General features: G+C 62.7%; 17 protein-coding genes. 8 read left to right on the plus strand and 9 right to left on the minus strand.

Going from position 1 to position 21,160, the window contains the following annotated elements; all coding sequences use genetic code 11:
* Positions 1 to 89: 89 nt before the first annotated feature.
* From AC4FS3_RS25950 to mobC, 3 genes are read right to left on the minus strand one after another with little or no spacing between them, the layout of a single operon-like run.
* Entirely contained in the window at positions 90 to 2,039 is a 1,950-nt protein-coding gene (locus AC4FS3_RS25950) for a type IV secretory system conjugative DNA transfer family protein (protein ID WP_491022909.1), read from the minus strand.
* The gene (locus AC4FS3_RS25955) at positions 2,032 to 4,404 is read right to left on the minus strand and encodes a relaxase/mobilization nuclease domain-containing protein (protein ID WP_491022910.1); all 2,373 of its coding nucleotides are present in this window, start codon (positions 4,402 to 4,404) and stop codon (positions 2,032 to 2,034) included. The genes AC4FS3_RS25950 and AC4FS3_RS25955 overlap by 8 nt, the downstream gene beginning before the upstream one ends.
* Positions 4,391 to 4,978 carry a plasmid mobilization relaxosome protein MobC gene (gene mobC, locus AC4FS3_RS25960; RefSeq protein ID WP_491022911.1) on the minus strand — a complete coding sequence of 196 codons (588 nt, stop codon included), beginning with the start codon at positions 4,976 to 4,978 and terminating at the stop codon, positions 4,391 to 4,393. The genes AC4FS3_RS25955 and mobC overlap by 14 nt, the downstream gene beginning before the upstream one ends.
* A 437-nt stretch (positions 4,979 to 5,415) precedes the next feature.
* Here mobC and AC4FS3_RS25965 point away from each other — a divergent pair, with 437 nt between their 5' ends.
* Positions 5,416 to 6,135, plus strand: a complete 720-nt coding sequence (locus tag AC4FS3_RS25965; protein WP_491022912.1) for a nucleotide-binding protein — start codon at positions 5,416 to 5,418, stop codon at positions 6,133 to 6,135.
* 7 nt (positions 6,136 to 6,142) lie between these two features.
* Positions 6,143 to 6,700 carry a hypothetical protein gene (locus tag AC4FS3_RS25970; protein ID WP_491022913.1) on the plus strand — a complete coding sequence of 186 codons (558 nt, stop codon included), beginning with the start codon at positions 6,143 to 6,145 and terminating at the stop codon, positions 6,698 to 6,700.
* 16 nt (positions 6,701 to 6,716) lie between these two features.
* On the opposite strand, the gene AC4FS3_RS25975 is transcribed toward AC4FS3_RS25970, so the two are convergent.
* On the minus strand, positions 6,717 to 7,445 hold the full coding sequence (locus AC4FS3_RS25975) for a helix-turn-helix transcriptional regulator (RefSeq protein WP_491022914.1): 729 nt from the start codon (positions 7,443 to 7,445) through the stop codon (positions 6,717 to 6,719).
* A 124-nt stretch (positions 7,446 to 7,569) separates the two neighbouring features.
* On the opposite strand from AC4FS3_RS25975, the gene AC4FS3_RS25980 reads away from it, so the two are divergent.
* On the plus strand, positions 7,570 to 7,764 hold the full coding sequence (locus AC4FS3_RS25980) for a hypothetical protein (protein ID WP_491022915.1): 195 nt from the start codon (positions 7,570 to 7,572) through the stop codon (positions 7,762 to 7,764).
* 64 nt (positions 7,765 to 7,828) lie between these two features.
* Here the strand turns inward: AC4FS3_RS25980 and AC4FS3_RS25985 are convergent, their stop codons facing one another.
* Positions 7,829 to 8,152: a DUF736 domain-containing protein gene (locus AC4FS3_RS25985; protein WP_088233866.1), complete on the minus strand. Its 324-nt coding sequence runs from the start codon at positions 8,150 to 8,152 to the stop codon at positions 7,829 to 7,831.
* Positions 8,153 to 8,847: 695 nt separating this feature from the next.
* Between AC4FS3_RS25985 and AC4FS3_RS25990 the strand changes: the two genes are divergently transcribed.
* Both AC4FS3_RS25990 and AC4FS3_RS25995 read left to right on the plus strand, forming a co-directional pair.
* Complete coding sequence (locus tag AC4FS3_RS25990; protein WP_491022916.1) at positions 8,848 to 9,105, plus strand: type II toxin-antitoxin system ParD family antitoxin; 258 nt, start codon at positions 8,848 to 8,850, stop codon at positions 9,103 to 9,105.
* A complete protein-coding gene (locus AC4FS3_RS25995; protein WP_491022917.1) occupies positions 9,102 to 9,401 on the plus strand; it encodes a type II toxin-antitoxin system RelE/ParE family toxin in 300 nt (99 codons plus the stop codon). The genes AC4FS3_RS25990 and AC4FS3_RS25995 overlap by 4 nt, the downstream gene beginning before the upstream one ends.
* A 2-nt stretch (positions 9,402 to 9,403) precedes the next feature.
* On the opposite strand, the gene AC4FS3_RS26000 is transcribed toward AC4FS3_RS25995, so the two are convergent.
* Complete coding sequence (locus tag AC4FS3_RS26000; RefSeq protein WP_491022918.1) at positions 9,404 to 10,114, minus strand: YecA/YgfB family protein; 711 nt, start codon at positions 10,112 to 10,114, stop codon at positions 9,404 to 9,406.
* A gap of 566 nt (positions 10,115 to 10,680) precedes the next feature.
* Between AC4FS3_RS26000 and AC4FS3_RS26005 the strand changes: the two genes are divergently transcribed.
* A complete protein-coding gene (locus tag AC4FS3_RS26005; RefSeq protein WP_491022919.1) occupies positions 10,681 to 11,553 on the plus strand; it encodes a mechanosensitive ion channel family protein in 873 nt (290 codons plus the stop codon).
* A 46-nt stretch (positions 11,554 to 11,599) separates the two neighbouring features.
* Entirely contained in the window at positions 11,600 to 12,334 is a 735-nt protein-coding gene (locus AC4FS3_RS26010; RefSeq protein ID WP_491022920.1) for a 16S rRNA pseudouridine(516) synthase, read from the plus strand.
* A gap of 160 nt (positions 12,335 to 12,494) precedes the next feature.
* On the opposite strand, the gene AC4FS3_RS26015 is transcribed toward AC4FS3_RS26010, so the two are convergent.
* The 3 genes from AC4FS3_RS26015 to AC4FS3_RS26025 all read right to left on the minus strand — a co-directional run bounded on the left by AC4FS3_RS26015 (position 12,495) and on the right by AC4FS3_RS26025 (position 19,115).
* Positions 12,495 to 13,421: a DUF2493 domain-containing protein gene (locus AC4FS3_RS26015; RefSeq protein WP_491022921.1), complete on the minus strand. Its 927-nt coding sequence runs from the start codon at positions 13,419 to 13,421 to the stop codon at positions 12,495 to 12,497.
* Positions 13,422 to 13,737: 316 nt separating this feature from the next.
* Entirely contained in the window at positions 13,738 to 14,781 is a 1,044-nt protein-coding gene (locus AC4FS3_RS26020) for a DUF7146 domain-containing protein (RefSeq protein ID WP_491022922.1), read from the minus strand.
* On the minus strand, positions 14,781 to 19,115 hold the full coding sequence (locus AC4FS3_RS26025) for a strawberry notch-like NTP hydrolase domain-containing protein (protein ID WP_491022923.1): 4,335 nt from the start codon (positions 19,113 to 19,115) through the stop codon (positions 14,781 to 14,783). The genes AC4FS3_RS26020 and AC4FS3_RS26025 overlap by 1 nt, the downstream gene beginning before the upstream one ends.
* Positions 19,116 to 19,543: 428 nt before the next feature.
* On the opposite strand from AC4FS3_RS26025, the gene AC4FS3_RS26030 reads away from it, so the two are divergent.
* Positions 19,544 to 21,019, plus strand: coding sequence for an RES family NAD+ phosphorylase (locus tag AC4FS3_RS26030; RefSeq protein ID WP_491022924.1), 1,476 nt, complete (start codon positions 19,544 to 19,546; stop codon positions 21,017 to 21,019).
* Positions 21,020 to 21,160 lie beyond the last annotated feature (141 nt).

Here is a 21,160-nt window from a genome sequence, read left to right on the forward strand (position 1 = left end):
GCATCGGGCGGGGACGACAGGCGGCTATGGACTGAAACTGCTGACGCTTCGGCCCCGTCAGTAATGGTATGCCCTGAACCCGCTCAGGTTTAGTCACCGGCTCCCAGGTCTCCATGTCCAGCGATGATCTCTGCGGTCGTTACAACGGCTTTCTGAACCGCAAGGCGGCCTTCTTCAGTCTGTCCTAGCGCGGAAAGGTCCAAACTGATCGGCTCTGGCGCGAGAGCCAAGGCTCCACGCCGGGCTGGCGCTCGCAGGACCGGCTTCGGGTCTGGCGGGGTGTCCCGTCCCTGCCCTCGTGCCGCTCCCTGCTGTACCGCCTGCAACTGCTGCGCCAGTTTCGCAACTGCCGCCTCGGCCTCATTCAACCGTGCATCGTATTGCCGCTTCTCGGCATCCGGGTAGGGATGATCGCCCGCTTGAGCGGCATGGATCACCTTCAGGGACGGATCCTCATAGTATTTGATGCGCCGCGCGCGGATCGGCATCTGAGCATCGACCACCAGGATCACCTCGTCCAGATCCAGCCGCCGCGCCTCATCCTCGTTGAGGAGCGGTGTTTCCTCCGTTCGCTCGGTCACGCTCCGACCCTCGAAAGGATTGCGCCCCACTGAACGTGATCGGGTGACCACACGCTTGGTGGTCTTGCCGACCGCCTGGCTCAGCTCTTCGATGGTCTTCTGGTCGGATGGAGTAAGATAAAGCTTCACGCCCGCCCCCCCCTGCAAGGAACGACGGGTATTTTCGCCATAGATCTCGTCCAGCGCGGGAATGGTCTGGGTGACGATGGCCAGGTTGCCGCCATAGGAGCGCAGCGTCTTGATGCTCTCGGCCACGATAGGCATCTTCCCGAGCCGGTCGAACTCATCGAGCATGATCATCACCGGCCAAGGCTCATCCTTCCCGGGCTCCGCGGCCTGCAACGAGGCAATCAGATCAGAGAAGAACAGCCGGATCAGCGGCGCCAGCGGCCCAACCATCTCAGATTCCACCACCAGATAAATCGCATGCGGCTGCCGGCGGATGTCTCGGAACGAAAAATCCGAGGTCGCTGTGGCGGCGTCAATCGCCCGGTTGTCCCAGGTATCAAGACCGGAGGTCATCAGGAGTGAGAGGTAAGAGGTCAACGTGTCGTTGTTGGTCGAGGCCATGCGCTCGAAGATCAGCTTGGCCGATGGGTTCTTCACCTCCTCTGCCCGCTTCAGGAACTCCAGCTGCTTGTTTCCGCCCGACGCCGTGATGCGATAGATCTCGCCGATGGTCGGGTTCCCGCGCTCGAAGGCCAGCAGCCCCGCAGCCACAAAAAGATCGATCCCGCCGGCGAGAAGACCACTGAGCTTTTCGTTGTCGGTCTGCAGGAACAGCTTGGCGGTCAGCTTCAGCTCCATCTGCTGGCGATCGGGATTCTTCAGGGCAGCGATCCGGGCCAGCGGGTTGTAGCGATGCGTTGGCCGCTCCCAATCGGTGGGCGCGAAGCGGAACACTTTGTCACCAGTGGAAGCCCTGAAACGCGAGGTTTCGCGGAAGTTCTCGCCCTTGACGTCGAGCACCACGGCCGAGCCACGATAGGTCAGGAGGTTCGGGATTACGAAGCCAACACCCTTGCCCCGGCCTGTCGGGGCCACGACCAGGGCATGCGGAAAGGTGCGCGAGACGATGAAAGGCTTCTTCGACTTCGGAGACCCCATCTTGCCGAGCAGGAACCCTGCCCCCGTCCCGGCGAAAAAGCCGTTCCGTTTCATCTCGGCCCGGCTCTGCCAATGGGTGGTGCCGAAGCGGGTCAGCGCATCGCCGAGCATGGTTGCCGTCAGCAGAAGGGCCGCGAGACCCGTCCCAAGGATGATGCCGTTCACCCAGAGGAAATCCTGGGGAGCCGAGGTTCTTAACCCCAACCAGTTTCGCGCCAGCAGAGTGAGATCAAAGCTGCGCGTCGAGTATCCGTATTGGACGGCAAAGTAGATCGTCGCCAGCACATAGCCGATGGCAAGCCCGAGCAGGGTCAGAACCACGGCGCCAAAAAGCATGCGTCCCTTATCCATGGGTAATCCCCTTCTCGCCATGGGAGAGGGAATGCCTCAGATCCTCGCCGTGACGCTCTTCGACAATACGCTCGAGCACCCGGTCCATTGCCGGATCATTGGCATGCACCTCCCTGGCCTCGAGATAGGCTCGCGCCAGCTGCAGCTGTTCGAGCGCATCGGGGGTGATCCGCTCCAGCACCTTCGCATCGCCGCGGTGCAGATCGTCGATTTCGGCTGGGGTCAGGCGATCATTGACCTGCTCGACAAAGCGCTGGCGCGCCGGATCCGAGGCCAGATCGACCTTGCCGTCGGCCGCCTGCCGCAAGGCGGAGGCCAGTTGGGGCGCCGTCAGATCAAGGTTGCGGCGTTCGGCATAGGCCTGCCGGGTGTCGTCCTCAACTTCGGCCAGCCTCTCGATGATGCGGTCGCGGGATGCGCCTGCAGCATGGAGCTGGTTGATTTCCTGGCTGACAGCATCGCGGATCTGCTCCTGGGGTGTCTCGGCCCGCAAGCGCGCCATCTCGCGAACTTCTTCGGTGATCGGGCCGAGGCGGATCGACGGATCACGCTGTGCAAGATCCATGTCGCCAGCATGGAGGGTCCGATGGGCAGCCCGAACACCAGTCGCCGGAGGCTGAATGACATCGGTGGCCTTTTCCCAGGCCATGGTCGCAATTTCGGCATGGTGGGGCGAGCGCTCGGCAAAGCGGTCGAAGGCTTCCTTCGCCTCGGCCACCTGCTTCTCGCCATCACGCCGCGCCCGCGGGTCATCGGAATAGGGGTAGCTGAAATCCGTCCGCTGGAACTGTTTGACCAGCGCCCGGAATTCCTGACGCTCAGTGGGGCTGAAGATGTCCGGCTCACTGCGCAGGGTTTCGTTGTCAGTGGAAACGCGGTGACCGGAGGCCTCCGACTGCCGTGCCCCCTCTTCCCTTTCCGGCCCATCCCCCTCCACATCCCCCACGACCCGCAGGACACGGGCCTCGGTCAGCACATCCCCCAGCTTGCCATGAATGGTCTCGAGCCTGTCCATCGCCTGATCGCGCTGTTCAGTGTTGCGCAGATCAAGCTGCTCTTCCTTCGCGATGGCCCGCAGGTCTTGCGCCAGCCATTGCTGCTCCAGTGCCGCATTGCCCGCACCCTCACGCATGCGAGAAAGCACCGCACCGCTGTCAATCCCGGTCCCCTGCACCGCTTCGGTGACACGGGCTTTAAGACCTGGATCTTCGAGCTGTTCCCTGTGGGCCTCGACCAGGTTCGGCGCAGCATAGATCCCATCTCGGGACGCGGGTTCATGCAATGTGTCGGAGCGGTCGCCCAAGGGCTGCAGATGCGAGACCTCGCGCAGCACATCGGTCAATTTGCGCTCGATCACCGGGCGCTCGGACGCAGGAGCGCGTTCGATCAGCCCTTCGATCTGGCGGATGTTCTGCGAGAACCGATCGATCAGTTGGTCAAAATCATGAACTTCATCACTCATATACAACACTCCGTCTGACTGGATACGATCACCCCGGGCAAGCACATCCCCGGCCCGGGACAGGGCTTCCGCAACATCGTGGAAGTTCGAACGCGAGGCCTCGGCGGCGAGGCCCCGATAGATGGCGGCATTGCGCGCCACCTCGGCAATGGCGTGGTCAAAGTCGGCCCCGGTGCGCTGGCGTTCCACCGGCGCCCTGCCCTCTTCCATGGCTTTGCGGATCTCAACATCGCTGGCGGCGCGGGTCAGCACACCCCGGTCCAGCCTACGCGTGGCCTCGAGCCGCAGCCCGTGGCGCTCGGCCGCCTCGACCATGGCTTCGCGGAAGGCGTCGTAGTTGAAGTGATGATCCTTTCCGAGGAAGAACATCTCGCCATCCTTGCTGCGGCGATTCAGCACGATATGGGCATGGGGATGGGCGCGATCCTCGTGGATCGCCGCGATATAGTCGAACTGCGCCCCCTCCCCCTCGAAGAAGCGCTCGCAGATCTCGCGCGTGATCTCCTGCGCCTCAGAGGAGCGCGTGCCGATGGGGAAAGCCATCAGGAGATGCGCGGTATGGCCGAGCTTTGGTGCATGCCGCTCGTTCCACTGGTTCTCGAAGCGCCGCGCCACGCGCTCGATCTCACCCGGCGAGAGCAGCTTCCTGCCGTCATGGGTGCCACGGGAATCGAGGATGAAGCTCGATTTGGTGGTGAGGTAGGACAGCTGGGCGCGCAGCTGCGCCCCGGTGTGGCAACCGCCTTGCCGGATCGCCTTGAAGATCGCCGGCGAATGGCCGCGCGCCGCCCGGATCATCTGCGCTCGCTTGCCAAAGCCCCCGGAGGCCGAGCCAGAAACCTTGCTCCAGCCGCGACCAAAAAGCGCCGGATTGACCGCCCTCACGGCATCAGCCCGCGCCATCGCGTGCCTCCCGGATCAGGGGCGCGAGCGCATTGTCCACTTCCAGCTTGAGGGACACCCGCCGGTTGCGGCTCATCTCCTGGACCTGATCCGCGATGGTGAAGACCAGCCCGGCCAGAGCCCGGATCTCGGCCTTCTCCGACCCGGTCAGGACCGCATGCTCGCCACGGACACGCCCCTCGTTAAGGCGGCGGGCGATCTGGTTGATGTTGTTGCCGACCCGGTTCATCGCCGCGCCAAGACCGCGCAGTTCCTCCGTCATGTGCACATCGGGCGCGAGCAGGTCGCTGGCGGCCAGTATCATGCAGCGCAGAGCATCAGAACGATGCCCGATGCCACGTGCCGAGAGCGCCGCATCAAACCGGCGCAGCTCGGCCGCGCTGAGCCTCAATCCGACCACCTGAGACCGACTGCCGTTCGAGGCGCGCCGTCCGTGAGCATGGTTCACAGCGTTGTAGACCGCCTTCAGGCTGACCCCGAACTGTTGTGCCAGATCGGCCGCGGGCACGCCTTCAGACCGCTCTTTGGCGATCCTCAGACGCTCCTCTTCGGTCAGTCGGCGGGCCGGGGACATTTTGAAGTTAACGCTCCTATTTCTTGCCAAGATCGTACAAGCCCGCCGACTCCCAGCACAAGCGGAGTCGGGCCTACGGGCTTGTACTCATTATGAAAAACCGGCCCAAAGGGGCGGTTTCCCGTTGTCTGCGGAATGCATCACGCGCCTTGCGATTTGCATCCCGTCCCATGCGAAATGCCTCCCGTTATCTGCGCTCTGGAGCATGTCTTCTGGCACCTGCATCGCGCTCTTTGCGTCCTGCATCCTGCGGATTGGGAAGTGCCGGAAGGGGAATGGGATCTGCATCACGTTGCCTGCGCCACGTCCTCTGGAAGCCGCATAATGCTTGCCGCTTCCTGCGATCTGCGCCTTGCGTCCCGCTTGACGCATCCCGGTCAGCGCCCTACGACAAGAAAGCTCTTATGTTTACGAGTAACCACTATTGCGGGTGTGCCATGCCGAATGACTCCTTGCGCGTAATCGCCGCGATGGCCCGCAAAGGCGGGTCGGGCAAAACCACGTTGAGCCGCGCCCTGATCAGCGCCGCGATCGCCGCCGGCCGGCGCGTCACCCTCATGGACACGGACGGGACCGATGCGCTCGGTGCCTGGTATGAACGAGCCGAGGGTGCCGGGTACAGTTCACCCCTGCTGACCCGCACCAGGGCGCTCAGCATTGCCGCCATCGAGCAGGAGATCGACCGGGTCTATGCCGAGGATCTGGCCGATCTGATCTTCATCGACACCGCTGGTGTCGGAGCGGATTGGTCGGACAGCGTCGCGGTGCTGGCCGATCACATCGTAACCCCGGTGATGCTCTCGACCACCGACTTCAAAGTCGGCATCCAGACCGCAGACTGGTTTGCGCATCTTCGCACCCGTGTGGACGACCCGAGCGCCCTGCCCCGGCATCATGTGGTTCTGAACATGGTGCCCGCGAAACCGACCAAGGCCGATGCGGAACTGATCGCACGGGCAGTCAACTGTTTCCCGGTCATCGAGGCAGTTATGATGCACCGCAACGCCTTCAAGGAGATGGATCGGCTTGGCCTTCTTCACGCCATTGCGATTGCGCGGCAGAATGATCCCAACCCGCTGATGAAGCCTCATGCCCGCCCGCTCGTCGAGGCGCTGGAAGAAGCGACCGACATCTTGAACGCCATCATGAGCGGCTGAGAGTGACATGGTCCGCAAACGCATCCCCCTCGTGACACGGCCGGATCAGGCCTATGCGTTCAGTCTGCCCCAGCAGAGCACGACAAACCCGGTGCCTGCAGTTGCCAGCAACGAACCAGCCAGAGTCGCCGAGCCCCGTGCTCCGGCGCCGCTGAGCGCCAACGCCGCATCTGAACGTCATGAGGTGCGCGATGACGCCAAAGCCTCGATACAGATCGACGTGCGCGTGAACGCGTTGAAGCGCCAGGAGCAAAGGCTGGTTGCATGTGGTATTGCCCCCCGACAGGTGATCCGTGCTGCCCTCAGGAAAGCCGTAAAGAGGTGGGACGTCTCGGCGACATATGTCCTCCCCTCCAGCGACAGGCGGGCAAGTCAGGCAAGCTGGACCGTCAGGACCAGCGTCGCCGTGCCCGCCGCCATATTTGATCGGCTGCTTGCCGATCAGGATCCGCTCGGGGTCGACAGCCGCTGGTCATTGGTGCGGGGTCAGCTGGAGCCGCTGGTCTGGGCGGAAATCGATGCCCTGCTCGCATCGTTCAGCGACGACTCCGACGACGTCAGTTGACCCGCACTGGATCGGACTATTCAGGCCCTGACGCTGGCTGGTTCAGGATCAGACCGCGCTTGGTAGCGATTGCCACTGCTTGCACCGAGTTCCGCGCCCCGAGCAGATCCCTTATCCGCTCCAGGCGCTTCTTGATGGTCTCGGTGCTGACGCCCTGCCGATGCGCGATTTCTTTGTAGGGTAAACCATTCGCAAGATCAGAAAGCAGGGCGCGCTCTATGTCAGAAAGCGGCCTGGCCGCCTCGACGGCGGCAAGCAGCTGATTGAAGATGCCCTCAACCTCCTCCAACTCGCCGTCTGTCAGTTCCCGGTCCTCCCGGGCGCAGAAAAGACAGCTGAGCGTGCCATATTCCTCAATGCGGCTGCGGGAGACGCCGCAACCATAATTGAGGCCATACTCGCGCGCCCGATCCATGATCAGAGTTCCAGCAGGCGAGAGCTTTTCGACCGGCACTTCACTCCATCTGATGCGACCTGAATGCGTCCTCGCCCAGAGATTGACCGGATCAAACATCGCATATTGCCGCTCGGTATAAACCTCGACCCAACGCTCCGGATAGGTGGAGACATAATATTCGGGCGTCAGACTTCGAACGTGGATGACGAGCGAATAGCCCATCGGGGCGATTGCCCGCAGCCGGGCATCCAAATGGGCCATTTCCGGAACAACAGTCCAAACCATTACCCCTCCCGCACGAGAAAATGTGCAGTTCACAAACAGCGATACCAAAAAGGGTAACGGCATGGCCGCTCCCCCAGCGTTGTGTCAGGTTGTGATGAAAGCGCGCGCAAATCAACCGTGAAGCGACCTTGCGTAAAGGGTTCAGATCGCCAGCCAGCGAAGTTCTAGGACAGTCGAGACGAGTATCATGAACGTGCAGACCTGTGACCATCGTGGCGGCTCATGCCGCACCAACCGTATCGAGGCCCGGCCAATCGCCCGGCTGCGCCACAAGGACGATGGCAGGGTCATTGGCCTGGTCTACGAATGGAACACAGGCGAGACGCAGACGGCCTGGTTCGGCAAAGCCGAGCGCAGGTTCCTGACAGAAGATCTGCTCTGATCTGCCTGTCACCCTGGCAAGACCAAAAGCCCCGGCCTTTCGACCGGGGCCCTGGTTGGGGGGATTACTCCCCCCGGCGGCTGTTCGGGCGTGACCAGATCAGGCTCGAGCCCTCACCGTCCTCGTCATCGAAGAGGTTGGCGTAGATCGGGTGCGCAAAGCTCGGATCGTCCAGCTTCAGGCCCAGATAGTCCCGGCCCTCGGTCGAGCGCTTCGACCAGGCGGCGCCGATCTCCGCGCGGCCCACCAGGATCCGGTGCGAGGGGGCGTTCTCGCCCGTGGCCCGCAGGTCGGGGACGATGCGCACGCCCTTGGCCTGCACGCTCAGGGTGACGATTTCGCCGGTGTATTCGTTGCCGGTCTTCTTGAAGGTGCCGATGGTCGCCATTGTCTGTCTCCATTCTCTCGTGTTCGGGCCCGCTCCATTGCGGCCTCGATGGCGATCGACAGGCCGGGGACGACGGCCGGCGCAGTCCCTCCGGGACCTCGACAGCACAGGCAGGGCTTTCTTGTCTTCCGCGAGGAATGACGGCACCGCCGGCAGGGGAAGAAAGTTCAACGACGCTGTTGCGCCGAGACGACGAAGCGCGGCTTCCGCGCTGGTTTTCGGCCAGATCAGCCCATCACAGAGGACGCAGGCGAGCGGTCCCGTCACCCCCAGAGAGACAGGAGACAGCCGCTATCCTGAAGGAACCGGCAGGAAGATCCGACAGGCAACCACCGGAGATGATCACCCAGACCACGAACATGTCAGTGCGCGCCCTTCCCCCTGACCTGCAGCCACGGGCACCGCACCGCATCAGACCGGATACTGGGCGGGCCACCTGATCGGCACCTGCCGCCCAAATGCTCGACCGGGAAGAGGGACAGGGCCTGATGCGCGATCACAGCATGCAACCGATCTGCCAACCCCGCGAACAAAGTGGCCGGAAGAGGGAAAGACTGATCCCTGTGAGCTCATGACGACGGGGAAATCCAACACCGATCCCGGCGAGAGGCAGGAAGGCCGCGCCATGAACGCCGCAAGGATTGATAACAGTTATCAAGCGTGGCATTGTGAAACCAGCAATAGCGGAGGCCATGATGATCAGTGCCGATCTGGGAACACAGCTGGAGAGCTTCGTGGCAAAGCTGGTCGAAACCGGCCGCTACAATTCCAAGAGCGAGGTTCTGCGCGAAGGCATCCGCCTGATCCAGGAACGCGAAGCCCGCCTTGCCGTGCTGGATCAGGCCTTGGCCAAAGGGCTCGCTGATGCCGAAGCCGGGCGGATCAACCCGGCCGGTGACGTCTTCGCGCGGCTTGAGGCCAAGTATCAAGCGATGGGCACACCCGCGAAATGATCGTCGAGATCACCGCTGAGGCCGAAGCGGATCTGGAAGCCATCGGCGACTACATCGCACGCGACAATCCCGCACGCGCTATCAGCTTCGTGCGCGAGCTCGGCCGAAGCTGCATGGAACTCGCCGAGTTACCCGAGGCCTGGCCGGTCATCCCACGATATAAGACACAAGGCATCCGGCGCCGCGTGCACGGGCGCTACCTGATTTTCTACCAGATCCGCGGGGATAAGGTGACAGTGCTTCATGTCCTGAACGGCGCGATGGACGTTGATGCGATCCTGTTCCCGCAAGGCTGAGATCAGTGAACAGCGCCGCAGCATTTCTTGTACTTGCGCCCGGAGCCGCAGCTGCACGCATCATTGCGACCGGGCTTCGGTGCCGCTGAGGGCGCTGCAGCCATATTGGCGGCCAGCGGCAGACCGGGCATGGATTTCGCCGTATGCGCCTTGGCGAATGCGTTCAGATCCTCGACCATATCGGGGATCAGAGCATGGGCCTCGCGCGACAGTTTCGTGGGTTTCCAGCCTTTCCCTTCGGCGAACCCGGTCGAGATGCGCGAGAGTTTGTCGACGAGATCCAGCGCCTTCTTCGCCCGCCGGTCCTTGCTGTCCTCGATCAGATCCCAGGCGTCTGGCCGCAGTCGCATCGCCGCAACGAAACCCATCAGCCAGAACTCCCAGATGATGTCCCCGTTGCGCTGATCCTCGTCGAGGACAGGGAAATACTCCCCCGGGATCATCAGCATTCCGGCGACGCGGTTGTAATGCGCCATGATGAGATCGAGAGCCGCCTGAAGCTCTTCGGCGCTGTCGAACTCCGGCGGGCCGCCAGTCCCCCAGACCTTGGCAAGCCAGACAGAGGGCGAAATCATTTCCGGACAGGTGATGAGACCCGCACAAAAGCCATCGAATTCGGCAAGGATCATCGGATCGTTGTCTTCGGGCAGTGCCGAAAGCATCGCATCGAGGCGATCAAGGTCTTCATCGCTATGCCAAAGTGCAATCGTCATGCTGAGCCCCCTGTCGAGAAAAATCATCCTGCCGTCTTTTACGACAAACCGATCACGGTGAAACAGGCAACGCGGCCGGAGAAAGCCGCTGTTGTTGCTGGCTCTCGATCTTTCCGCCCCGAAAAGCCTCTCCGGCAGAAGGCCGAACGTCGCGGACACGACAGAAGCCAACCTATTGAAATATTTTTATAAAGATCCATATCACACTCAGGCTCTGCCACGCGGTGCCGCCTGATGAAGGTTTCTCCATGAACAGGTCACGTCCCATGCCAACGATCCTGCGCGCCGAACAGGCGCATGTTCCGCCCCGGCCCTGTTAGCCCCTGCCTTTCGGCGGGCGACAGGGACCGGGGAGGATGCCCTGTTTCAATGTCCCGCCAAAAGGATAGTCCCATGTATCGCAATCTCTTGCCCGCCCAGTGCCATGCCTGCGGCGAGGAAGTCCCACGCGCCGCAGCACACCGCTGCCCGATCTGCCTGAATCCGTTTTCGCGCATGCCTCTGGATCAGACGCGAACGCGCCCCAAACCAGAGATGCGCAGGCGGCCGATGCACCGAGACGGCGAATGATCTGGCCCGACATCCCTAAACATCAGATCGGAGCATTGCTGGCACTGCTGTTGTTCGCGCTTTTCGGCGAAGCCCTGCCTGCCATGGTCGAGGGTGGCGCGGCATGGTGGGAGCCGTTGCGCAACACCGCGCTTTCGGGCGTATTGTTCCTTGGCGCGCATCTTCTGCATGCCATTTCGTCCGCGCGCCTGACACGACGACGGAAGGGCCGACGCCCCGTGCCGAAAGTCGCGCTGGACCTGCTTCGCCTCGCCCTCTTTGCCGCCGCCACGCTGGCCAGCCTGTCGCTGTTCTTCCGCCAGGATCTGTCGGGGATCCTGACCGGCTCCGGCCTTCTGCTGGCGGTGCTGGGATTTGCCATTCGCAATGTGGTCGCCGACACATTCTCGGGCCTCGCGCTTGGGCTCGAGGCACCGTTCCGCATCGGCGACTGGGTTGCGATCGATGGGCTGGCGCAGGGGCGGGTTCAGGAGATCGGCTGGCGCAGCACAAGGCTGATTACCCGCGACAGCACCCATGTGATCCTGCCCAACAGCCAGATTTCCCGCCAGAGGATCACAAACTACAGCGCCCCTCGGCCGGAGTATCGCGACCATGCCGAACTGACACTCCCGGCCACGCTTCCAGTCGCAGAGGCACGGACACTGATAACGGAAGCGCTTGTCGGCGCGGAGACCATCGCCACCGGCAAATCGCCTGAAGTACAGGTGGCGATGTTCGCGCCTCAGGGCATCACCTATCGCGTGAAATACTGGGTTCCCCAGCATGACCGCGAGATGGCCTGCCGCAACGAGGTATTCAGCCGGATCGACGCCGCCCTGCGTGAGAAGGGCATAAGCCTGAAGCCATTGGTTGAGGGGACGGCATGACGAACCGCATCCCACCCACCATCCAACCAGATCGGAGGGCTACCTCATGTCGAAAGCGGTAAACGCCCGTATCGACAAGTTGCTTTCCTCGATGGGCTATGGATCGCGCCGCGAGATCGGCGGGCTGGCGCGTGCGGACTGCATTGTACTGGACGGCGAGAACGTCAATGATGTGACGCAGCGGATCATGGTCTCGGCAGATCTGCCCGCTCGCATGACCGTGGACGGCGTGCCGCTTGATCCTGTTGCGGGACTGGTGATCCTCCTGAACAAGCCCACCGGGGTGACTTGCTCGCACAGCGATGCCGGGCCACTGGTTTACGATCTGCTCCCGACCCGCTGGCGGCGGCGGGATCCGGCGATTTCGACGGTCGGCAGGCTCGACAAGGAAACATCTGGCCTGTTGCTGCTGACCGACGACGGCGAGTTCCTGCACCGCGTCACAAGCCCGAAACGGAAGGTCAGCAAGACCTATCGCGCGACCCTTTCCCGCCCCCTGAATGGGGATGAGGTGGAGCTGTTCGCCTCTGGTACCCTGATGCTGAAGGGTGAGACGAAACCGCTGGACCCCGCAGTGCTGAAGGTCGTCTCACCGACCGAAGCATATCTGACGATTACCGAGGGACGATACCATCAGGTGCGCCGCATGTTTGCAGCCTGCGGGAACCATGTTGAGGCGCTACATCGCGAAAGATTGGGGCAATTACACTTGCCCGAGGATCTGACTGTCGGCGCATGGAGGCTGCTCGCGGGAGTAGAGCAGCAGTTGATCTTTCGATAGCGAAATGGATGCGAAATACTCGCAGCCTAACGGGTATAGCGCGACCTCGGACAAGGTTGATGGTTTCCACAGACCCGGTTCACGGTCGCCGCTGTTTCCGGCGGAATTTTCAAAAATCTGGCGCACCGTGTTGAGATTGTGGACAGGTTGGGGTGGCGCTTCACGCGCCACCTTTCGCCATGCGGTAAACCGGGATGCCCATCTTGCGGGCCTTGTCGGCGAGGTTCTCCTGGATGCCGGTGCCGGGGAAGATGATGACGCCGATCGGCAGGCAGTCGAGCATCTGGTCATTGCGCTTGAAGGGCGCGGCCTTGGCATGTTTGGTCCAATCCGGCTTGAATGCAACCTGTGGCACCTTGCGGTTGCTGGCCCAGGTGGCGGCGATGCGCTCGGCGCCCTTCGGGCTGCCACCATGCATCAAGACCATGTCCGGATGCTTGGCGTGGATCTGGTCGAGACGATCCCAGATCGTGCGGTGATCGGTGGTATCGCCGCCCGAGAAGGCCACCTTCGGCCCCGGCGGCACCAGCATCTCGGTCTCCGCGATCTTCTTGGCGGCGAGGAAGTCGCGGCTGTCGATCATCGCGGCTGTCAGATGGCGATGGTTGGTGCGTGATCCCGAACGCGGGGCCCAGTGTGTGCCGGTCACGCGCAGGAAGATGTCAGCGGCGGTTTCGCGGAAGAGTTCCAGGCTCTCGCGGCGCTCGATCAGATTTCCGCCGATGCCGATCAGGCTCTCGAGCTGGACGGATTTGACCTCGCTGCCATCCTGTTCCCGCTGAAGGCGTTTCTGCGCCTGCTCGTTGTCATCCAGTTTGCGCTCGATCCGCTCTGCGGCGCGGTGGAAAGTGTTGACGGTCGACCAAAGGATTTCGTCGAGGTCGAAATCGAGGCTGGTATCGGCCATGGTGGAGATGAGGGCGTCGAAGATGTCGGAGACCGCGGTCTGGATGGCCTGGTCTTCGGGGGTGGGCCGGGGATCTGCCTCGCCCTCAGTGGGACGATAGCCATAGAGCTGCATGTCTTCGATGATATGGCCGGTCGGGGAAATGGTGTGATCGGGCTCGAATTGATCCTGGGCATACATGGGATGCATCCTTCGGCTTGGACCGCGACCGTCGCGGCCTTCTGGCGACGACAAGCCCACGGGCGATCCGGCCGGGCAGCCCGCGCACCCGCGGGCCCTGATGGCAAAGCCCGGCTGATTTGCTTCGCGATGTAAAGGCGGGGCTTGCCCCGCCGACGGAAATCAGTCGGGCGCCGCCATTGCCGGGCCGGAGCGTTTGTGGGCCGCTCGCCCTCTGAGAAGGCCTCGGCGCGGTCCTCTTGCCGAAGGGGGTTGCTTCCCCTGTCTGCCCGGGCAGCAGCGCGCCCGCCCGATCACCCTCCCCGATCCCGGCGGATCAGCGAAGGGCCATGAAGCGGCTGACGTCCTCGGGGGCGAGTTGCCCCCGGACCTGCGCCCGAAGTGCCCCCAGACCCGGCCCCAGGAGATCGTCGTTGAAATCCCCCAACATGGGCGAGAGCGTGATGGGTTCGATACCGGCCTCGTGGGCCCGGGCGATCAGGCTGTCCCCCGCACCGTCGCCAGCGGGATCATTGTCGCGGATGATGTAGAGCCTGCGCAGAGTTGCCGGGAAGAGGTTGGCTGCGAGATGTCCCGCGGAGAGAGCCGCGACCATCGGCATCTTTGGCAAGATCTGACGCAGCGAGAGCACGGTCTCGATGCCCTCCCCTGCCGCCATGACATCTTGCGCGTGGCCAAACCGGACCGCGTTGCCGAGCAGGTCTCCCATCGCCTTTCGCGGAGGATCAAGAGGCGCTTTCGCGCTGCCATCGCGGGTGAGCCAGGTGCGGTGGACGCCGGTGAGCTTGCCGTCGAGGTCGGTGATCCTGGCGATCAGCGCGGGCCAAGTCTCGGTCGGACCCTCGCCTTCCGGACGGTAATAGCAGTCGGGGTGGAAGCGAAGACTGTCGGTGTCGCGCAGATCCGTCAGTCCACGCTTGCGCAGATAGGTGCCGGCCAGCGTGCTCCGGATAGACCGGGATATGCGCCAGAGCCGGTCTGCAGCGTCAGATGATCCAGAGGGTGCCGGTGCTGATCTGAGCCTCTTCGGCTCCGGTGCCGGTTCCAGTTGTGGCAGGCTGAGGAACCGCCGGGCCTCCTCGGCGACATCAGAGAAGTCGCTGAGGCCAAGGCTTTCGCGGATCACATCGAGCAGATCACCATGCTCACCGCTCTGTCCGTCGGCCCATTTACCGGCCGCTCCCTTGCCAGAGGCCGGGCCGGTGAGGCGGACGAACATCGACCGCCCCGGTTCGTTGCGCACATCGCCGACCTGCCAGTAATTGCCTTGTTTGCGGCCATTCGACAGATAGTGCCGGCACACCGCCTCGGCCTGTTGGCCGAGACGCTGCGACAGATCGGCGGCATCGATGCGTGCCATTACGCCGCCTCACGCTCGGTGATGCGGCTGATCGGATAGACCGCCAGCAGCTTGCCGAGGATCTCGGCGCCATTCGCACCGACCGGCACGAAGAAGCGCAGCTTCCAGGAGATGATCTCGCTGAAGAGACTCCAGACCCGCAGCCTCTCCCGCATCGCTTCCGAGAAGCCGGTCAGTTCGATCCGGTTGGCGCCCATCACCCGCGAGCGGCGCAGTTGCAGACCCTCGGCAAGATCAAGGACGGTCCGTCCGTCGAGCAATGCCGCATAGGCCTGCTCCGGGTTCAGGCTGCGCACCCCGCTCGTGGTGGCGTTCGCGGCCCATGCTGGCGAGACCCGGCGGCCGATGATCCGCTCGCCGTCATCGGTCTGCAGGCGGTAAACGCGGGTCTCATCCTGCGGCAGGCGCTTCCAGACCGGCAGCAGCAGTCCCGAGACCACATGCAGCGTGGCATCCGAGAACTCCGGCACATCGGCAACCTCGGCCCGCCATGCGGCCGCAAAGGTCTTTCTGTCACTCTCAACCCAAAGCGTGTCACTCATCATCCTGGCGGACATGCTGAAGGCTTCCATTGGCCGGATCAAGCGCACTCGGCGTTCGATCTCGCCATCGTCAAGCATGATCGAGGTGGTCGGCACCTGCACGGCTGCCCGACCGGATCGGCTGTTGATCAGAAGCACGGCGCGCGGATCGTCCAACTCGTCGAGCGCGGCATCGAGTAGCAAGGGCGTGTTGCGCCGCCGCTCGGTGATGGTCAGAAGCCGGGTCTCCGCCCCGGTGCCGGGATGGGCGTAGATCACCTGCCGATCCGTGACGGTGAAGCTTTCGGCCTTCAGCGTCTCGAGACCGAGATCATAGATCCCGGCCGCCATCGCGCCCTCGACTTTGGCCTCCAGCAGTTGCTCGAAGGCGGTGAAGAGGATGCCCTGCAGCTCGATGGTCAGCGCCAGCAGGCGGTTGAGAAAAGTGGTGATCGGCGGCAGCTCGTCCTTGATGCCGTTCGAATCCATCAGCTTCAGTCCGGTGGCGGATTCAAACCGTTCCAGCGAGCAGCCTTCAACCTTGCCGCGCACCAGCAGGAGGTAGAGCTGGCGCAAAGCCGCCCGGGCATAGGGGCTTTCCAGATTGTCCTCAGGACGGAACAGCCCCTGCCCACCGGTCTGGCGCTGCCCTCGGGTGATGGCCCCGAGCGTATCGAGGCGGCGCGCGATGGTGCTGAGGAACCGCTTTTCCGCCTTCACGTCTGTTGCAATCGGCCGGAACAGGGGTGGCTGCGCCTGGTTCGTGCGATTGGTGCGCCCCAGACCCTGAATGGCGGTGTCCGCTTTCCAGCCTGGCTCCAGCAGATAGTGGACGCGCAGGCGCTGGTTCCGCGCCGAGAGTTCGGCGTGATAGCTGCGCCCAGTGCCGCCCGCATCCGAGAAGACGAGGATGCGCTTGCCGTCATCCATGAAGGCCTGAGTCTCCGCCAGATTGGCAGAGGGTGCGCGGTTCTCGACCGCCAGTCGCGCCGCCGGGCCTTCGCCTTTACGGACGATGCGTCGCGAGCGGCCCGTGACCTCGGCCACTGTGTCGGTGCCAAAACGCTGGATGATCTGATCGAGCGCCCCAGGCACCGGCGGCAGGCCCGCCAGATGTTCGATCATGGCATCGCGCCGTGAGACCGCCTCGCGGCTCTCGACGGGCTGGCCGTCCCGGAACACCGGCCGCGAGCTGACATTGCCCTCGCCATCGCTGAACGGCTCGTAGAGCTGCACCGGGAAGGAATGCTGCAGGTAGCTCATGACATATTCGCGTGGAGACAGATCCGTGTTCAGATCATTCCATTCCTCGGTGGGGATCTCCGCCAGCCGCCGTTCCATCAGCGCCTCGCCCGTCGAGACGATCTGGATGACGGCCGCATGGCCCGCTGCCAGATCCTCGGTGATCGAGCGCAGCAGGGTCGGCGTCTTCATCGAGGTCAACAGATGGCCGAAGAAGCGTTGCTTGGTGCTCTCGAAGGCCGAGCGCGCTGCGGATTTGGCCTGCCGGTTCAGCGTGCCATCGGAGCCTGTGATATTGGCCGCCTCCATCGCCGCATCGAGGTTGTTGTGGATGACGGCGAAGGCCCCGGCATAGGAATCGTAGATCCGGCGCTGTTCCGTGGTGAGCTGGTGCTCGATCAGCTCGTATTCGACCCCGTCATAGGACAAAGACCGTGCGGTATAGAGGCCGAGCGAGCGCAGATCGCGCGCCAGGACCTCCATCGCCGCCACCCCGCCGGCTTCGATCGCCTCGACAAACTCGGCCCGGGTCGCGAAGGGAAAGTCTTCTCCGCCCCAGAGCCCGAGGCGCTGCGCATAGGCGAGATTGTGCACGGTGGTCGCCCCGGTGGCAGAGACATAGACCACACGGGCATCGGGCAGCGCGTGCTGCAGGCGCAGACCCGCCCTGCCCTGCTGCGAGGCGGCCACGTCGCCGCGCTCGCCCTTGCCGCCGGCGGCGTTCTGCATGGCGTGGCTCTCATCGAAGATGATCACCCCGTCGAAATCCGCCCCCAGCCAGTCCACGATCTGGCGGACACGCGAGACCTTTTCGCCGCGGTCATCCGAGCGCAGCGTGGCATAGGTGGTGAAGAGGATGCCTTCCGACAGGGTGATCGCCTTGCCTTGCGCAAAGCGGGAAAGCGGCGTGATCAACAGCTTCTCCTGCCCGAGGGCCGACCAATCGCGCTGCGCATCCTCGATCAGCTTGTCGGATTTGGAGATCCAGAGTGCCTTGCGCCGCCCACGCAGCCAGTTGTCGAGGATGATCCCCGCCGATTGCCGGCCCTTGCCCGCACCTGTGCCATCCCCAAGCATGAAGCCGCGCCGAAACCGGACAGCGCCGGCAGCATCCGCCGCGGCAGCGCTGACCGTGTCCATGGTCTCGTCGAGCATCCAGGAGCCAGAGAGCTGGTCGCTATGCGCCTCGCCCGCATAGATCACCGTCTCGAGCTGCGCGTCGGAGAGGCGGGCGCAGATGTCGGCGGGCAGAAGGGGCCGATAGGAGGGACGGGGTGGCGCGATCGAGGCCATGGCGGCGGATTGCACCAGTTTGGTCGGGTGCGGGGCCGCACCGGGAATCCGGATCACCTGCAGCGCATATTCTTCATAGATCGCGTCCGAGAGCCGCGTGGCTTCAGGCGGTGTCCAATCCAGCGTGTCATAGGCGAGTTCAACCGCACTGACGGCGTTTGGCACAACCCGCGCGGGCTGCGTCGCAGTGGCGCGGGCAAGGTAGGAACGCACCGTGCGGGCGGCGGCCGGTGCTGTCGGTGCCGGTGGCCGAGGCAGATCGACCTCGCAGCGTGGTGGCACCTGGGCTGTGATCCAGCCGAGCAGGGTCGCGACATTGGGCGCGATGCCCGAAGAGGCCGGGAGGGAGGAAGGATCCTCGGCCGGTATCTTGTCGATCACCGTCAGCCGCGTGTCGAAGGTGGTGCCGTGCTTTGCGTAGACCGCGCCATCAACTGCGGCGGTGAAGACCACGCGGCCCTGCTCTTGCAGCCGGATGAAAGCATCGCGCCAGGCCGGTGCTTCGGGGCCGAACCCCGCACCGGTGATCGTAACCAACCGCCCGCCAGGGGCGAGCCGCGCCAGAGCGGAAGCGATATGGCGGAAAGCGGCATCGGCCACGCGGGTGGCCACATTGGCCAGCGCCGAGAACGGCGGGTTCATCAACACCACTGAGGGCACGACCCCGGCGTCAAGGTGGTCGTGAATCTGCGCGGCGTCGAACCGGGTGACAGACAGGGCCGGGAAGAGGACAGAGAGCAGGTCGGCACGGGTATCGGCCAGTTCGTTCAGCGCGAGAGTGCCGCCGGCGATGTCGGCGAGAATTGCTATCAGGCCGGTGCCGGCCGAAGGTTCGAGCACCACATCCGCATCCGAGATCGACGCGGCGGTGACAGCCGCCAGCCCGAGCGGAAGAGGCGTGCTGAACTGCTGCATAGCCTGGCTCTCCTCGGAGCGCCTTGTGTGGCTCGGCAGCAGGCCCGCGATCTTCGTCAGCGCCGCAAGACGCGCCTCGGGCGTTGCCGATTTACGGAACAGCGCGCGGCCGAATTTGCGCAGGAACAGAATCGTGGTGACTTCGCAGGCCTCGTAGGCGTCTTTCCAGTCCCAGAGACCGGAGGCGTCTGAGGCGCCAAATGCGGTCTCCATGGCATCGCGCAGCGTCATGCTGTCGATGCGTCGGCCGTGTTCGAGATGCGGAAGAAGCGCCTCGGCCGCAGCGAGAATGCAGGGGGCGGACAAAACAGGAGAGGGTGGGACCGGCGCTTGCGCCGCGGTCGCGGGGGACAGGTCGTTCATCGGGGTGATCCTCGGGAGAGCAGAACGCGGGACGACCCCGGACAGCGCTCTCTCTCAACTGCCCGGGAACAATCCCTCCCGGCCCGCCTTGGACTCTTCGGTGATTACCTCGGTCGGCAAAACCCGCGCGGGCCTCACAGTCCTTCCTGCCTGCCCCGGCGGGACAGGACCCGCGTCAGGGATCTTCGCCCGTATGGGGGGAGACTGTCACACAGGCTCCCGTCCGCAAGGACCCGAGCCCGGTCCCGGCCACGCCGGGAGACGCCCAAGCAAGCCTCGACTTTTCAGCATTTCTGAACTCAAACTGATAGACGCGAATAGCGCTTTGCCACCGTTCAAGAGATCGCCTTGTAAGCATCGATCCTTCATCAACATTGCGTGCAGGGAATGCAAAGCGATATTCTAGCCACGTGTCAGGAGAGCAAGAGATGACAACGAGAGATGAATGTGATGAGTTAGAAGCAACGAGAGCTTGCGCTGGCTGCATTGGAGAGGTCTATCTTTCCGACTGCGTCGAAAAAGAAGGCGAAGAAGGTGAATGCTCGTTATGTGGCGAAAAGGATTATCGGTGCATTACGCTTGAAGACTTGGCGGACAGGGTAGAAGGAGCGTTCGCAACACATTATTCTCGCACATCGGAAGAACCCAATTCATATCAATATGCGATGCTTCGCGATCGGGAAACTGATTACGAATGGGATCGTGATGGAGAGCGAACCGTCTATGCCATCATGGGCGCTATAGATAGCACGGAAGAGATCGCGCAAGATATACAATCCATTTTAAGCTATCGGCATTTCGACATCGAAGATGCACAGATGGGCGTTGAATCCGAGTTTTCTGATGACGCCCATTATGAAGATATCATGCCAAGGGACGAGCGTTGGCATGAAGAATGGAACAGCTTCGAAAAGCAGATGAAGACCGAGGCGCGGTTTTTCAGCCGCACTGCTGCCGCGCACTTGGGCGAGTTGTTTGACCGTATCGATGGCATGCAAACAGGCGATGGCCGCTCTCTGATCGAGCTGGCTGGGCCAGACACCAACTTGACCCACCTCTATCGTGGTCGCGTCTTCCAGTCAGAAGCCTTGCTCCAAAAAGCGATGATGCGCCCTGATCTTGAACTCTCTGCACCGCCTGCCTGGGCGGCAGCATCTGGGCGCATGAATGCCAAGGGCATATCCGTGTTTTACGGAGCAACTTCGCCGGAGGTTGCTTTGGCGGAGGTGCGGCCACCGGTTGGAAGCTGGGTCGCATTGGCACGCTTCGAGATCATCCGCCCGCTGAGGTTGCTCGATCTTGCCGCTTTGGGCAATGTCAGCGAAAGCGGCAGCATCTTTGACCCTGAGTACGCCTATAGGCTCGGGCGCATGATGTTCTTGCGAACACTCAGCCGCCGAATGTCACGTCCAGTTCTGCCGGATGACCAGGAAATGGAATACCTACCCACGCAAGCCATTGCAGACTATCTCTCCACCGAGGGCAAAGTTCCTCTGGATGGTATTCTTTTCCCATCCGTTCAAGTTGGCGGCAACGGCCTCAATGCCGTTCTATTCCACAAGGCATCGCGCTGCGAGGAAATAGAGTTCCTGCATGGGACGGAACTCAACGCAAGAACATATTCGATGTATGAAGACGGCCCGGAGCCTGATTTTTCGGTCACCGAAGAAGTGCCGCCGGCGAAGGATCAAGAAGGTGGTGATGAGGTTGAGCGCAAACGTCGCAGCATATTCGAACCCTTACCAATCGATTGGGATGGCTGGATGAACATAGATCCGAGGGAAGCAACACTCAGGGTTGATTTGGACACCATGCGCGTGCATGAAATAAAAGCCGTCAATATTGAAACGGAAAGTCATTCGGTTACGCGACGCCGTTCTGAAAAGCGCGAAGCGCATTTCTAAGATTGAATTTGCGACTAACCTGACCGCTGTTCCGCTATAGGCTGTTTGCGGGAAAGCACCCAGCCTAGCAATTGTGTCTATTGATTGAGCTGTTGACGCCATACCTCTCCTGTTTTCAGGATTGCATTTGCGATGGTGATC

It is taken from the genome of Pseudogemmobacter sp. TB195, from assembly GCF_058313095.1.

Coding starts and splice junctions, on each gene's coding strand:
- AC4FS3_RS25950 (WP_491022909.1), bottom strand. CDS start 2,039: ATGGATAAGGGACGCATGCTTTTTGGCGCCGTGGTTCTGACCCTGCTC.
- AC4FS3_RS25955 (WP_491022910.1), bottom strand. CDS start 4,404: ATGGCGCGGGCTGATGCCGTGAGGGCGGTCAATCCGGCGCTTTTTGGT.
- mobC (WP_491022911.1), bottom strand. CDS start 4,978: ATGTCCCCGGCCCGCCGACTGACCGAAGAGGAGCGTCTGAGGATCGCC.
- AC4FS3_RS25965 (WP_491022912.1), top strand. CDS start 5,416: ATGCCGAATGACTCCTTGCGCGTAATCGCCGCGATGGCCCGCAAAGGC.
- AC4FS3_RS25970 (WP_491022913.1), top strand. CDS start 6,143: ATGGTCCGCAAACGCATCCCCCTCGTGACACGGCCGGATCAGGCCTAT.
- AC4FS3_RS25975 (WP_491022914.1), bottom strand. CDS start 7,445: ATGCCGTTACCCTTTTTGGTATCGCTGTTTGTGAACTGCACATTTTCT.
- AC4FS3_RS25980 (WP_491022915.1), top strand. CDS start 7,570: ATGAACGTGCAGACCTGTGACCATCGTGGCGGCTCATGCCGCACCAAC.
- AC4FS3_RS25985 (WP_088233866.1), bottom strand. CDS start 8,152: ATGGCGACCATCGGCACCTTCAAGAAGACCGGCAACGAATACACCGGC.
- AC4FS3_RS25990 (WP_491022916.1), top strand. CDS start 8,848: ATGATCAGTGCCGATCTGGGAACACAGCTGGAGAGCTTCGTGGCAAAG.
- AC4FS3_RS25995 (WP_491022917.1), top strand. CDS start 9,102: ATGATCGTCGAGATCACCGCTGAGGCCGAAGCGGATCTGGAAGCCATC.
- AC4FS3_RS26000 (WP_491022918.1), bottom strand. CDS start 10,114: ATGACGATTGCACTTTGGCATAGCGATGAAGACCTTGATCGCCTCGAT.
- AC4FS3_RS26005 (WP_491022919.1), top strand. CDS start 10,681: ATGATCTGGCCCGACATCCCTAAACATCAGATCGGAGCATTGCTGGCA.
- AC4FS3_RS26010 (WP_491022920.1), top strand. CDS start 11,600: ATGTCGAAAGCGGTAAACGCCCGTATCGACAAGTTGCTTTCCTCGATG.
- AC4FS3_RS26015 (WP_491022921.1), bottom strand. CDS start 13,421: ATGTATGCCCAGGATCAATTCGAGCCCGATCACACCATTTCCCCGACC.
- AC4FS3_RS26020 (WP_491022922.1), bottom strand. CDS start 14,781: ATGGCACGCATCGATGCCGCCGATCTGTCGCAGCGTCTCGGCCAACAG.
- AC4FS3_RS26025 (WP_491022923.1), bottom strand. CDS start 19,115: ATGAACGACCTGTCCCCCGCGACCGCGGCGCAAGCGCCGGTCCCACCC.
- AC4FS3_RS26030 (WP_491022924.1), top strand. CDS start 19,544: ATGACAACGAGAGATGAATGTGATGAGTTAGAAGCAACGAGAGCTTGC.